Consider the following 14,230-nt stretch of genomic DNA (forward strand, 5'->3'; position numbering starts at 1 on the left):
CGTTATCGCTGGCGCTTGCGCAAATGTATTTTCGACGCCTGCGTGGGCAGGTGCCCGAGGAAATGCAGTGGCTTGTCGCTGAGCAGCTGGTCGTGTCCACGCAGTGCCTGGTACTGCTGCCGGTAACCGGCCAGTTTTGCCTCACGGGCCACGCGCTCGCTATTGGTCGTCGTGCCACCATGCACCTGATGAAAGCTGCCCTCCCCCACCAGTTGCACCGAAACCGCCCCGTCTGCATCCAGCGCGCGCTTGTACAAGTCGAGGTTGAGAAAACCGCCACCGGGCAGGTCGAACCGCTCATCGCTGCCGCCCACTGAAAAATAGTGTTCCCGGCTCATGAACAGACAGTTTGATTCGAACATGCGATTGAACCAGGTAATGCTGGCGGCGCCGCCCGAGAGGGGTGTACCCACCTCAAACAGCCTGTAGCCGTCTTGCGGCCAGTCGATGCGGCGCAGCAGGGCATCCTCCGCGTTCTGGTCGTAGCCCTGCAGCACGGTCTCGGGCTGTTCTCCCGGACCCATGTAGAAATAGCGCGCCGCGACCACCGGGCAGGGAAAGGCGGCAAAAGCCCGCAGGGCCCACTCGAAGACGCCCGGCGTCAGCAGGTGCGCGCCGTCAATCATCAGGCACAGCACCTCGCCCCGCGCCAGCGCTGCCGCGCGGTTGAGGGCCTGGGCCGGAGACGCCAGCGCATCGTCGATACGCAGCAATTGCACGGGCACGTCGTCACTCAGACCATCAACCTGCAGCGGCCGGAGTGAGCCGTTGTCCACCAGAATGACTTCGTAATCGAGGTCGGCTCCGATCGTCTGGTAGCTGCGCGCGAGGGCCTGCAGCGTCCGCGGAATCTCACGCTGCATGGCATAGGCAATGACAATCACGGACAGTTGCATGGGAGGTCGGTGGTGCTCCAGGCGTCAGATAAACAGCGGCTGCTGCCGCGCGGGTGCGGTAGAGGCGGCGAAGAACCAGGCCTCGATGGCATAACGGACCGCGCTGTGATGATCCTCGAGCGCGGTGCGGTGCAGACTGTATTGATCGAACAGCAAGGCGTCACCCGGGGCAAAACGCGGCTGGACTATCGATGCCTCCCTGGCGAGGCGGGCCACCCGCTCCGGCCCCACCGTCCAGTCAAACCAGGCGCCGTCGGTGCCCGTGGGGTGTATCTCCCGAGGCCCGTCGACCAGCAGATCCATGCCGGGGGCAGGCGCATCGCCACCACAGTCACTCAGCGCCAGCCACAGATTGAGGGAGCGAATGTCTTCACCCAGAAAGCGGCCATCCTGGTGCCATCCCGCATTGCCGTTTTTCTTCGGCGCCATCTTGCGCAGCACCCATTTCTTGACCGACAGTCGAGCGGGCTCACCGAAATAGGACTCCAACAGCGCCGGCAGGCCCAGGGACTCGTAGAGCGCCAACAGTTCACAGGCCATGCGCGGTGAATCGGCGACCCAGATGGAACTGCTTTCCACGGTCTGCCCGGGGCGGCGAAAAAATTGTGACGGCGCACCCCAGGCCTCGGGGGAGCGCACATACCAGGCCGCCTGCGACTCCACAGGGGGAAACAGATCGGGATTTTCCCGGGCCCCGACCACGCGCTCGATCTGCTGACGCAGTGTCTCGACCGTGGGCGGCTTGAGCAGGCCACGGACGATCAACGCACCGCTGGAATACACGGCTTCCCGCACCCGCGCAGCGCTCAGCTCAGAGGGTGCGATTTCGGGGATGCCCACGCTGCCAGCCGCGCCCAGCGGCGCTGTTACCCGCGGTGCGCTTTCGGGAGACGCCGGCAGCGAACGCCCCGCCTCGATACGCCAGTCAATCAGCTGCTGCTGCACATCCGCCGAAGGGCGCTGAATATTGGCCCGGGTCAGCGTGGCCAACGCCTGCGCCCAATCGCCCTGCTCGCGAAAAGCGAGAGCCTGAGCCAGCAGCGCATCGTGGTTCACGCCAGCGACAGACACTACTCAGCTTTCTCCGGCCTGCTTGCCCTGCCCCCCTTTGGGCGCATAGGCACTGTCCTTGGGTTTGAAGCGCTTCGCCTGCCGGCGCGCCTCCAGGAAGTGGGCGGCGTGAGAGTAGAATTGGCGCAGGCGCTTCTCCGTTTCCGGGTCGCCGGAAAACAACAGCTCCGTCAGCTCAGATTGCACCGGCGTGCCTCCGGGCTTGCGCAAGACACCCAGCCCAAACCCGTGATTGAACTTGAAAATTTCACCGTGGCTCGCTTCCAGTTCCTCGAAAAACTTCCAGGCGCCAAAATCCTTGAGCCTGGCCATCACATCGTGAAACAGCACGATGCCACCGGGGCGCACCTTCGGGTACCAGTTGCTGAAGTCCTCCCGGACCGCCTCGTAAGTGTGCAGTCCATCGATGTGCAGCAGGTCGATGCTATCGTCCTCGAAATGGCGCAGCGCCTCATTGAAGTACATACGCAGCAGGTAGGTAATGCCGCGGTAGTGCTCCCGCGCATGCTGCTGTACATCCTGGTATACCGAATCGTCGTAGGCGTCGGTGTGCTCGTCCCCCTCCCAGCAGTCGATGGCGTAGGCGACGCCGTCAATATCGTTCTCTACCATGGCCTGGCAGAAGGTGAAAAAGGACAAGCCGTTGTACACCCCCAGCTCCACCACCAGCCGGGGCCGCAGGGCGGTGACCAGGTCGTAGGCAAAGGGCAGATGGTCGACCCAGGTGCTGAAGACCATGCGCCGGGGTTCGAAGCGCTGGAGTGACGGTGGGAAGTAAATCTTGCTGCTCACTGGGTGTCCTCAGGCGGGGCCGTGGGTCAGGGGGGACTCCCCGCGCGCGAGGAGCACACGGGACGCCGAGTAATGCACAAATTTCTGCGCCTGCTCGGGAATCTCACCGAGATACAGGGGCTGGCTGCGGGGGCTGACAAATTCCTCACCGCGCAATTCCCGATACTGGGCCTTGCTCTGCTCGATATACGCTTCGCGTTTCTCGCGACTCTGGCCACCGGTGGTGACGCCGCCGTGGAACTGGTGGAAGGTGCCCTCACCGGGCGCGATGATGTGCTGCACCCCCGGGTATTCGCAGGCGCGCTTGTACAAATCGAGATTGATCAGGCCGCCGCCGCGGAGGTTGAAGCGCTCATCATAGCCGCCCAGGCCTCGCCAGATATCGCGGGGAATACTGATGCAGTTGCTTTCGCTGTTGGGCATGAAGAGTCCGGGGGCGCTGGAGCCGCTGAAACAGGCGATATCGAAGAGTCGATAGCCCGCCTCGGGCCAGGCGATGGAGTCCAGCAGGGCGCGCTCCTGCTCCAGGCTGTAGCCGCTGTTCACCGCCTCCTGCTGCAGTTCCCGGCCGAGGTGGTAGCCGGGAATCGCCACCACTGCGCTGTCACTCAAGCGATGCCCCATGAGGATGGTGCGCACCACACCTGGCGTGAGCATGCGCGCGCCGTCAATGATGACGCAGATATTCTCGCCCCGGGCCTGCTCGGCGCCAAAATTGATGGCTTTCGCCGGGCTGGTTTCGGGGTTCTCGCGCAGGAAGTAGCGCACGTTGGCAGGCAGGCTCTGCAGGAATTCACGACGCATCGTGTTGGCAGAGGCATTCTCCACCACGATCACTTCATATTCATCGCCGCTGACCCCCAGCTGATAGCCGGGCAGCAGTGAGCGAATGGTGTTTTCCGCCTGCTGCTGCATGTCATAGACGATCACCACAAAGCTGACGCTGAGCACATCCCTGGCGCGCGCAGTGCGATCATCTTTTTTAAGGAAACGTGCCAGCATTTATTATCCGTTCAGCGGCCCCGGTGGCGTGTGCAGATAGTAACGGACTGGCTGCCATACCGCCACGCCGTCAGGGGTGCAGGCTTGACCCGCCTCACAGGCTCACCCGCCGCAACCGGTAGTAGAGGTAGCGAATCTTCCACGGCAGCCGCGGCTGTGTACTGGCCTGGTAGGTTTTCAGGGTGTTGTCATAAAAGCGGGTGGGCGCCGCAACGGGCTGCAGGCGCAGCCGGTCAATCACATCATCGACGTTGCGGTTGAACAGGGCCTCCCCATCGTCAAAACACAGCAGTGGGAAGGGCTTGCGGCGATATTCGCGATACAGCAGGCGATTGTAGGCATACCACAGCGCAAGCGCCTGCTGCCGCGGCATCTGGCTGCGGTTCAACAGGGAGGCTGCAACCGCTTCCGGGTGGCGGAATATACCGACCCGCTCCAGCCCCGGAACCAGCTCACGCCAGCCGGCCAGCAACAACAGGCATCGCGGGTCCTTGAAGCCGAGCGCCTCCACCCCCGCATACTCGGCCAGCAGGCGGCGGGCCCGCTCGCGGTGGGCGTCGGACCAGTTTGTGGTCCGCGGCGGGCTGTCCCAGGCACCGCCATTCGCCGCGAGGATACTGTCATGCAGGTCGACAAAATCCTGGTTCTCGCGATTGCCCTTGCGATTGTAAGGGTTCCAGGTGTGGTGCTCGCCCAGCTCCAGGCCCGCTTCCTGCAGCGAGCCGGTGAGGCAGCTGGTGCCACTGCGGTGCATGCCCAGTATGGCGATCACGCGCCGGGGTTGGCCCGTCATGCCGGCGCCTCCCGCCAGGGTGCCACCCACAGCAGCAAGAGCATGCCAGGCACGGCCAGCAGTGTGCAGAGCAGGAAAAACGACTGCCAGCCCACCGCCTCGACAATGACACCGGTACTGGCATTGGCAAAGGTTCTTGGCAGTGCCGCAATAGCCGTGAACAGCGCGAACTGCGTGGCGGCGTAGGTGCGGCTGGTTTCACGGGCAATGAAGGCGGTAAAGGCCGCCGTGCCCATGCCGACACCGAGGTACTCAAAGGCAATAACGACCGCCAGCAGCCAGAGTAGCGGCCCGCTGCCGGCCAACACCGCGAAGCCGAGGATGCTCAGCAGCTGCACTGCACCGAAAACCCACAGGGAGCGATTGATACCCAGGCGCAGCATGGCGATACCGCCCAGCAAGCCCCCCACAATTGCCGGCCACAGCGCGGCGTTCTTGGCAACCACACCGATCTCGGTCATGGAAAACCCCATATCGATATAGAACGGGGTCGCCAGGGCCGTCGCCATATTGTCGCCGATCTTGTAGAGCACCATGAAGCCAATCACCAGACAGACGCCCGTCCAGCCACGGCGCTGCAGGTACTCCGAGAATGGCGCTACCACCGCCTCGCGCAGCCCCGTGCCGGTCGGCAATTCGGAGTCTGGCTCTGCAACCAGCAGGCTCATGCACAACGCCACCAGCATGAACGCGGCCGTTATCCAGAACACCGTGCTCCAAGGCAGAATATCCGCGAGGATCAGCGACAGGGAGCCCGGTATCAGGCTCGATATGCGGTAGGCCTGTACGTGAATCGCGTTGCCCAGGCCCAGTTCCCGGTCGGGCAGAATTTCGCGACGAAACGCATCCAGCGCAACATCCTGGCTGGCGCTGAAAAATGCCACCCCAAAGGCCAGCCAAGCGATCACCCAGGTGGATTGCTGCGGATCAAAGGCGCCCAGCACACCAATGGACGCAATCAGTGCCAACTGGCAAAGGAACATCCAGCCGCGACGCCTGCCCAGCAGTGGCGGGATCCAGCGATCCATCAAGGGCGCCCAGAGAAACTTCCACACGTAGGGGATGCCGACCAGCGCGAAGAGGCCGATCTCGGCAAGGGAAACCCCCTGGTCACGCAACCAGGCCGGAACCAGCTGCAGCAGCACATACAGCGGCATGCCCGAGGCAAGCCCGGTGAACACGCAGATGAGCATGCGCCGATTGAACACGGCTGAGCGCCAGCCGCTGCTTTCCAGGTTCATGTCAGTCGCGCCTACACCCAGGACTCGAAGGTCACTCTATCACTGCGGGGAACCGCATCCCACAGGCCCTGCTCGGCGATGACCAGCAGCGCCGCGCGGGCAAACAGCCCGCGCAGGCTACCCAGGTGCCCGCCGAGGCCGGCCGCCAGAAGCCGCTGCAGAAAATCCCCGAGGAGAGCCCGGTCCAGCGCATATTCGGGCACTGCGGCGGGCTCCGGTACGGGCGCGTGGAAGAAGTTGCCGCCGTCACCGACCACCGCGCCGAGGCGCTGGTTGGTCCGGGTCCAGCGCTCGCGCAGGCGCCCGTAGCAACCCATATTGACGTAGCGCACGCTTTTCAACGGCGACTCTCTACACAGGTTCAGCAGCAGGCCCACCACGCGGTCGTTGTCCGCCTTGTCGTATCCCATGTGGTTGAGGCAGCGCTTGATATACAGCTGGTTCGCACCCAGGCCGTCGTTGGGTTCCGCGCCCACAGCACGCAGCGGTGGCAGTCCGGTCACCTGGCAGAAGTCCTTGACCATGTCGCCACCGGGCCACTGCGCCGGCTCAAAGGGGCGCACGCGGAGATTGACGTGACCGAACGCGGCACCCCACATATCGACCACCTGGTCGTAGTCGCGCTGGAATATCTGGTGCGTCTCATAGAACTCGTAGGCGCTGCCCGGCCACTGCCGCGCCCCCTTGACGTCCTGGTTATAAAACGAGGCATACAGCTGGTCCTGGCGTCGCAGGTACATCAGGACACGCACATCGTGGCCGGCGAGTGCCGCCTGGATATCGCCCAGCATCCGCTCGATGTTGATCGACTGGCCAAAGAACAGTTCCGAGCTGACGATCGCCGTGTGCACGGTGGGCCCGGCGGCAGCAAGCTCGGCCCGCAGGCGCGACCAGGCCTGGCCGCGGGGAAAATCGCCGTACCAGATGTCCGGCATCGGGTTGGCCTGGTATTTATCGATCAGGTCCGCCACCAGCACATGGTGCGCGTCCCCGTGGCGACAGGTCGCGGGGTAGAGAATACCCGCAGCCAGCAGGTCATCGTGGTGCGCGGCCAGCATCGCCTGCAGGCTGGATGTGGCCGTCTTCGGCGCGCCGATGTGAAGGTAAACCGTGGCCATAACGACTTCCCTTAACGCACGATATCGTGCATGGGGCGGGCAGAGAGCCGGCGTTTGATCGCCTGCTGCACCCGGAAGGGGACCCAGGATACCAGCCGGGCCACCAGGGGGTGCCGACTGATGCGCCAGATCAACCCCAGCAGACGCTCTGAGCGACTCAGGCGCGGCGTGCCCGCATGCAGATTGCCCGCCAACGAGGCAATGCGCCCCGGCGCAAAGACCCCCTGCCGGGGGACCACAGGCGCCAGATAGGCGCCCGCATAGAAACTCGCGTCAGGATTCGCCACCGGGCTCTGGGGTGCGCTGCCGGGCTGTTCGCCACGCGCGAAGCGCTGCCACAGCTCACCCCACTGTGCGGTGCTCGTATTCCAGGGCATGATGGTACTCAGGGGCCGGCCCGATACCCGCTCGACAAAGGCACCAATGTCCGGCACCACGACGGGCAAGCCCAGGTGCAGGGCGAGGCTCAAGGTGTAGCTGTAGGTCTCGGGCCACTGGGCCGGAAACCACACGACATCCGGGGCAATCGCCTCAATCAGGCTCCAGGCCTCGGCGTTGGCGTAGGGACCGTGGGTGACTACCGACCGGCCCAGCGCGCGATAGGCATAACCCAGCAGGTGGAACTCCACCAGGCCGCTCGCGGCCAGTTCATCGGCCACCGACTCCAGCACATCAGCGCCCTTCTCTCGACTGATTGCCCCCACCACCAGCACCTTCAACGGCCGCGACGGCACATGCCGCCAGACCGGCTGCGGGTAAGGCTGTGAGGCGAGAAAATCCGGATGCCAGGCCGTCACGGCGTTACGCACCGGGAAGAACCTCTGGAAGCGCGCGGCGCAATCGGCAGAGGGGAAAATCACGCGCTCAGCCTGCTCGATCAGCAGCCCCTGGCTGGCACGCCACTGTTCCGCAGAAACACCCTCGGGCAGCGGGTAGTGCCCGGCACAGCGCTGGTCAAAATCACAGGCGTCGTCACCGACAAAACGCGCATCCGCATCAGTGAGCGTCGGGTTGCCGTTGATCAGGTAATAGTCGTGGATGGTGAGGTCGTGCTTGCAGCCCAGGGCACTGGCGAGCACCCACAGCCGCGGGTGCAGTCCCATGGTGTGGTGGAAATGTACCCGGCCGATACCCAGCTCGCGCAGCAGTGCCACCAGCGCATCGAACTCGCCGTCCACCGAGAAGTGCAGACCATCGGCCAGGCGCACACCGGCGTCAAACACACTCAGCGTGACCGTCTGCCCCTCCACCGCGGGTGTCAGTTGTACAAACAGGGCATCGGCCGTGTACAGGCTGGCCAATTCATCGACATGCTGTTGCGCACCGCCACCGAGTTTGTGCGACAGGCAGAGAATCTTGGGCCGCGGCTGCCCGGCCAGCAGGGCCAGCAGGGCGCCGGTACGTGCGCCGCGCGCGGGGTCACGCGCGATGAAGGCCTGAATTTCCGCGTGATACCGCGGGTAGCGCTCATCCAGCAGCGCCATGGCCCTGGCAACGCGCGGCGTTTGCTCGTCGGCGAAGCTCACTCCACCCTTGTGGTAGACAAAGCAGTTGGCGAGGTGCAGATTGCGCCAGCCGGCACGCTGCGCGCGCTGGCACCAGTCGTTCTCTTCACCATAGCCGCGGCCAAAGGTTGCCACATCGAACAGGCCAACCTCGTTCAGGCAATCCCGCCGCAGGTACATGCAGCAGCCGACGCCCGTGGGCACCTCGTAGGCATCAGCCGCGCTGAACTGCTCCGCGAACACCCGGTCGATCTCTGCGACATCAAGACCGAACAGCAGCGCATTGTCCTTGCAGAAATTGGGAAAACTACAGATGGTTGCGTTGTTGGCGAAGGGTGTGAGACTGCCTGCACGGGGATGGTGGTAGGCCGCCTCCCGGAGGCGGTGCAACCAATCGTTGGCCACTTCGACATCACTGTTCAGCAGCACGACATCGCGTTCCGCATCGTACTCCATGCCCCGATTGGCCGTCGCGACGAAGCCCAGATTCTGCGCGTTTTCCAGCAGCACGACGCCGCTATGCTGCCCTGCGAAATCACGCAACAGGGCGGTGATTTCAGGGTCCGGCGAACCGTCGTTGACCACCACCAGCCGCGCCCAGGCAGGGTCCGCCGTCGCCAGCGCGGTTTCCAGGCAACGCCTTGTCTCCTCCACACCGGTATAGACCGGCACCACGATGTCAACGCTGCGCACGTTCACTCCTGTTGACCGCCCCGCGTTGTTCGCCCGGACTACGGCTCACGTTTGCGGTGCACCCGGCGCAGAATGCGGCCGACCACCGGGGTGGCATAGATTTCGGCGATCTCACTATCCTTGTCGGCAATTTCACGATCCTTCTCAGCAATCACCTGCAGCGCATGGCTGTGCATGTCACCAATGTCGGCCAATCTGCGGTCCAGTTCTGCGATCTGCCCGTCGCGCTCTTCAACCGTCGCCAGGGCGCGCTCCAGCCAGGCGCCGGTTTCCTGCAGTCGGCGATCCAGATCGGCAATTTGTGCATCGCGCTCCGCGATGGTCGCGAGGGCACGACTGTGCGACTCACCGAGGTCAGTCAGCTGTGTGCCGCGCGCTACAAAGCCCTCGGCCCACTCAGACAGCAACCCCGCAACGGGGTACTGCCGCTCGATCGCCGCTTCCAGTGCTGCCAGCTCACTGGCGGCAATCACCGGCTGCTCCAGCAGATTGAGAGCGCCCGACGCACCGGCGCCCGACCCGACGGCGCCCGAGGCACTGTGGTGCCGCAGGTCGCATCTCACGGCCGCTGCAACGGCATCCTCGCCCGCCTGCAGGGGCAGCTGTGTTGCCAGCCGCGACATGACCGCTGAGGCGTCCTGCAACAATTCCGGAAAGCTGACCGCAAGCGCTGAGGACGGTACGGCCGCATCCAGCGCGCGGCGGTAAGCCAGGTCAAGCCGCAGACCATAGCCCAGCGGAAAGCCATCGCGCCGCTGCAGGGATTGCGCCACCTCAATCGGCGCGCGGGATGCGGTGCACACCTGCGCCTCCACGGCCAGGTCAGCGCAGGCACGCAACCAGAGCGGCAAGGTGATGCACAGGCGTGGATCCTTGACCACCTGCACAGGGCCACTGCCGAAGCCGCGCTGCAGTATGGCTTGTGCACAGGCCTGAAAGCGCTGCAGGGCCTCCTCGGGCCACCGGCACTCATCGCTTCGGGACACGGCGTACCAGCGCATTCCTGCCGCCGCCAACAATGCCTCGTTGGCCGCCACGACATCGATGTCCTCCCAAAAACCCTCGTCGTTCACGCCGGCCATGGGCGCCAGCAAACGGTCGCCGAAGGTCGCACCGCAGGCGTGCAGTGCGGCACACAGCGCCGAGGTGCCGGAGCGGTGCATTCCCACCACGAACAGTAACACTGGCGCGCCGGACAGCGGACTAGCGGGAGGCATGACGCCTATACCCGGTTGCAAGCATCACGCCGCTGATCAGGGCGTCGCTTTGTAGGGCGCCAATAACGCGTCCACCACGTCCCCGTTGATATACCCCTCGTCGGAGATCATCAGATTCGCTTCGAAATCCTGTACCGCCAGCTTCTGGTACTCTGCTCTCAGGCTCTGCAGGATCGCGGGGCGCACCTCTTCAAAGGTGCGGTAGTGCTCGGGCTGGATATCGTCCAGTCGGATGATGTGTACACCAAACTGGGTCTCCACCAGGTCGGAGTAGCCACCCACCTCGGCAATGTCAAAGGCACCGCCGGTGTAGCGGGGTTCTACGCCCTTTTCACCCAGGCTGAACCACTTTTCGAAGCGCCCGCCCTTGTCGCGGGAGCCCGGATCCTCGGAATATTCCGCAACCAGGGCCTCGAAATCCGCCCCTTCACGCAATTTGGCGAGCACCTCACGAGCCACCGGCCGAACCGCCTCGCGGTCACACTGGCCCGGGGGACACATAAACAGAATGTGGGAGGTCAGGCGCTTCTCCGGCACCAGGGCAAACTTGTCCTTGTCCGAGGCATAACGCTCCTCTGCCAGGGCCGAAAGATCGGGCACCTCAATCGACGCCACCAGCTGCTCAATGGCAAAGCGTCGCTTCAGGCCCTGCAACTGGAAGTGCAGTTTCCAGTAGTCGTCACCGTGGGTTTCCGGCGTCATGCCGTCGACCGACTCAGCGAGGCGCTTGTTCATGAAGGCAATGTTGAGCAGTTCCATGCGATCGCCCAGATCGTTGGCGGCCGCCGAGCGCATCTCCGCGCTCCATCGGGAGATGATCTGTTCGAGCTCGGCTCGATTAATGCGGGTTTCGCCATCCGCAATGGCAACCGGATTATCGGCAGCGGCGCCCACAGTGATGCTCAAGAACAGCGCGGCACAGCTGAAAAAACGGGTAAGGGACATGCATAAACCTCTGGCAATAAAAAAGCCGGCACCTTGCGGTGCCGGCCTTTATTTTACTACAACAGCGCGTTAAGACGCTATTACGGTGCGCTACCGTAAGAGTGCTCAACGATACGACCGTAGTTGGCATCCGGGTTGCCGGGGAAGCTACGCTCCCAAGCTACGAAGCCAATTTTCGGGATCTCGTCAGCATTCACACCCGTTGAGTCACAGCCGTATGCTGTTGCCGCGGCAACGATACCAGAAGCGCCATTTGCCAGGCTGGCAGCGGGCAGACCGTTATCAGCCGTCGCGTCACAGATTGCCTGAACCTTGCTGGCCGCGCTGGTTACGTTCAGCTCAGCCCAACCGAAGGGGCTTTCCGGTACAGCAACTGTGATATCGGAGTTCTCGCTGCCCAGTACGGCTTCAGGGCCCCACTGCACGACGTTAACCTCGAAAGGCAGAAGAGTCTGAACCGTCAGGCCGGGAAGCTGCGGAGAAACAACCAGTTCACCATCGGGCTGTGAACGCTGCTGCTCTTCACGATCGTACACGTCAAACGATGCTACGGCCGGGATGTCACGGTGGTCGCACGCGCCAGTGGTACCAGCGAATACACCTGTAGCCAGCGGAGCACCAGCGTTACAGGGGATTGCGTCGTCAGTGCCTGCAGTCAGCAAAGAGCCGAAGTAGTGCGGCAGGTCAAGCATGGTGTACTGGCCCGGGAAAGTGATAACCCAGTCGGTACCCACGTTCAGGTCAGCGTTGGCGGACCAGTCGTTGATCACAGACGCACCACCCAAGATGCTGCGCAGGGTTGAGAACTGGCCACGGTCGCCCTGCTCAGGAATACCACCGTTCAGGTCGGGGTAGTCGAAGCCGAGAAGGTCAGCAGAGAACAGACCAAACTGCTGGTTGGTGATCGCTGCCTGGGTCAGGAAGCCGGCAATGTGCGTAGCGCTGTTGCCGAATTCACGACCGCTGCTTGCGTCGCGGATGAAGTAAGAGACTTTCAGCACGTCTTCAGGTGCGTCGTACTCGTTCAGTGCCAGCGTGGTGCCGGCAGACGAAATACGCTGCACGGTAGATACGCCATCTACAACACCGCGGGTGGTGGTAGCTACACCGCCAGCGAAGAAGTTGTCACGCACGGCAGCACAGTCAGCCGGGATACCGGTCGCTGCGTGCTTGGCAGAAACCGCGATCGGAGCCGTTTCGCTGGTGGGCTGACCCATGCCGATGATTTCGATGTAGCCTTCATCAGCGTCTGCACGGTAGATACCGGGCATGGTGAACTTGCCGTTGGCCGCTGCGGGCGCGGTGCAAGAGTTATCGGTGGTGTTGAAGACAACATTCTCGCCTTCAGCCGCCAGGAAGCCGGTCCATACGTCCTTGGGGGACAGGATCAGGTTAAAGTCCAGGGCGTCCATAGAGTCGGTACCACGACGCAGGCGTACTTTGACAACCTGGGTGGCATCGCTCGTGTTGGTGATGTGAACGCCGGTGACGTTGCCGTCACGGACAGTGTAGTAAGGGATCAGTGCCAGGTTACCCAGGTCGCTTGCAGCAGCCAGTGACTGTGCATTTGCGACGCCGTTGTAACCCGCGGTTGCCGCTGCTACTGCAGCAACAAGACCCAGAGGCTTAAACTTTGCATTCATAAGGAGACTCCTAATGTGTTTTTACTTCACAACCAAAGTACAGATTGCTAGCGCTATTATTGCTAACTGCAGCTAGCTGTCAACCAACGTGCCCTCTCAACCACTGGCACTATGCCACCATTCGCCATTGATGCTAACCCATCGCTCGCGAACAGTTGAAGGCATAAACCCGAACTGAGCCGACACCGAGGTTTGTTTGATCGGCTTGGACATGACCCGAACCGCCACACTCGCCACAGCTGCCTCGGCATCATAGGCAAGGACTTCAACAGCTGTCAACTGCCAATCCAGCGAATAGGAAAAATTGCGAATAAACATACTCTTGGAGAAAACAGCTCGGTAATTAGGTGAAGCGAACTCATAGGCCGCCTCAAAGTCCCTGTCGATGATCGCCTGCCAGCGCCCGCGCACACGATCCTCCAGTGCCGCCACCTCGGCCGGACTGAGGGTTTGCGGCTTGCCGGGCGCGGTACCGCAGCCACTCGCCAGGGTGAGCACACAGGCCATCAGCAGCGCTGCGGAGATTCGATACATTGCATCTAACATTATGAAAATATTACCTTTTGTTGCATTGGGCGCGGATTATACCGCGCCGGTGGAAGAGACGGAAAGGGCGTAGCGCTCAGCCCTGTGTGCGCCGCCGGGCCTCGCGTTTCTGCAACGCCCACTGGTACAGCGCCAGATCCTGGGCATGAAATTCACGCACCCGCTGGCGCAGCGCCGGCGCCAGTTGCTCGGGGCCCGCGGGCAGCTCAGCGGCGTTGACGACTTGCGCCTCGACATTTATTCCCAGGAATTGTGTGGAAAAATCACGCAAATCTTCTGCGAAATATTCGGTAATTCCCACGAAATCGAGGGCTCGCAGCGGAAAGGCCCACAGGAACTGGCTGTACACGTTCCGCAGCTCCGGTGCCAGGCAGAACTGCTCCAGCGTCCACGCCTCCTCGACCACACGCCGGTGCAGGCTGGAAGTGTCGTCCGCCACCGGATCGTAGCTGCGCTGCCAGTAATGATAGTGGGAGACCAGACGCTGCAGTGGCTCGCGCAGCCAGGTCACGAACCGGCACTCCATGTAATCCGCCAACAGCAGGTACTTGATGGGCAGGAAGTGGCCGTGGATACAGCCGACGTCACGGTAGGCAGCGGGCTCGGCAGCGAGACTGAACTCCAGGGCCGCCGCATGCCGCTCGGGCAGCGGACTGGCCAACGGATAATCGGCATAGTCGGGCGCAAAGCCGGCACCGTAATGCGTCTCCAGCGCCGCCCTGAAACTCAGGCCCGCGGTTTTCGGCATGTGGATCGAAACCAGCACCC

General features: G+C 62.9%; 13 protein-coding genes. All 13 read right to left on the minus strand.

Translation table 11 applies throughout. The features are described from left to right. Nucleotides 1-2: 2 nt before the first annotated feature. The 13 genes from R3E49_RS06740 to R3E49_RS06800 all read right to left on the minus strand — a co-directional run bounded on the left by R3E49_RS06740 (nt 3) and on the right by R3E49_RS06800 (nt 14,228). Nucleotides 3-896, minus strand: a complete 894-nt coding sequence (locus R3E49_RS06740) for a glycosyltransferase (RefSeq protein WP_371294344.1) — start codon at nt 894-896, stop codon at nt 3-5. Nucleotides 897-920: 24 nt separating this feature from the next. Beyond that, nucleotides 921-1,967 (minus strand): phytanoyl-CoA dioxygenase family protein, encoded by a 1,047-nt coding sequence (locus R3E49_RS06745; RefSeq protein ID WP_371294345.1) that lies wholly within the window; start codon nt 1,965-1,967, stop codon nt 921-923. A gap of 3 nt (nt 1,968-1,970) precedes the next feature. Next, a complete protein-coding gene (locus tag R3E49_RS06750; protein WP_290743257.1) occupies nt 1,971-2,759 on the minus strand; it encodes a class I SAM-dependent methyltransferase in 789 nt (262 codons plus the stop codon). Between the two features lie 9 nt (nt 2,760-2,768). Then, nucleotides 2,769-3,761 (minus strand): glycosyltransferase, encoded by a 993-nt coding sequence (locus R3E49_RS06755; RefSeq protein ID WP_371294346.1) that lies wholly within the window; start codon nt 3,759-3,761, stop codon nt 2,769-2,771. Between the two features lie 94 nt (nt 3,762-3,855). Then, nucleotides 3,856-4,554: a hypothetical protein gene (locus R3E49_RS06760; RefSeq protein WP_371294347.1), complete on the minus strand. Its 699-nt coding sequence runs from the start codon at nt 4,552-4,554 to the stop codon at nt 3,856-3,858. Continuing rightward, nucleotides 4,551-5,795, minus strand: coding sequence for an AmpG family muropeptide MFS transporter (locus tag R3E49_RS06765; RefSeq protein ID WP_371294348.1), 1,245 nt, complete (start codon nt 5,793-5,795; stop codon nt 4,551-4,553). Before R3E49_RS06765 ends, R3E49_RS06760 begins: the two co-directional genes overlap by 4 nt. An 11-nt stretch (nt 5,796-5,806) precedes the next feature. Continuing rightward, entirely contained in the window at nt 5,807-6,913 is a 1,107-nt protein-coding gene (locus tag R3E49_RS06770; protein ID WP_371294349.1) for a hypothetical protein, read from the minus strand. Between the two features lie 11 nt (nt 6,914-6,924). Beyond that, a complete protein-coding gene (locus R3E49_RS06775) occupies nt 6,925-9,111 on the minus strand; it encodes a glycosyltransferase (protein ID WP_371294350.1) in 2,187 nt (728 codons plus the stop codon). Between the two features lie 38 nt (nt 9,112-9,149). Continuing rightward, entirely contained in the window at nt 9,150-10,328 is a 1,179-nt protein-coding gene (locus R3E49_RS06780; RefSeq protein WP_371294351.1) for a sulfotransferase family protein, read from the minus strand. 36 nt (nt 10,329-10,364) lie between these two features. Beyond that, on the minus strand, nt 10,365-11,273 hold the full coding sequence (locus tag R3E49_RS06785) for a peptidylprolyl isomerase (protein WP_371294352.1): 909 nt from the start codon (nt 11,271-11,273) through the stop codon (nt 10,365-10,367). An 80-nt stretch (nt 11,274-11,353) separates the two neighbouring features. Beyond that, the gene (locus R3E49_RS06790; protein WP_371294353.1) at nt 11,354-12,916 is read right to left on the minus strand and encodes a hypothetical protein; all 1,563 of its coding nucleotides are present in this window, start codon (nt 12,914-12,916) and stop codon (nt 11,354-11,356) included. Nucleotides 12,917-13,012: 96 nt separating this feature from the next. Continuing rightward, nucleotides 13,013-13,462: a hypothetical protein gene (locus tag R3E49_RS06795; protein WP_290743231.1), complete on the minus strand. Its 450-nt coding sequence runs from the start codon at nt 13,460-13,462 to the stop codon at nt 13,013-13,015. A 76-nt stretch (nt 13,463-13,538) separates the two neighbouring features. Then, a complete protein-coding gene (locus R3E49_RS06800) occupies nt 13,539-14,228 on the minus strand; it encodes a hypothetical protein (RefSeq protein ID WP_371294354.1) in 690 nt (229 codons plus the stop codon). Nucleotides 14,229-14,230: the final 2 nt, after the last annotated feature.

The sequence above is a fragment of the Haliea sp. genome, assembly GCF_041395985.1.
Taxonomy (GTDB): domain Bacteria; phylum Pseudomonadota; class Gammaproteobacteria; order Pseudomonadales; family Halieaceae; genus Haliea.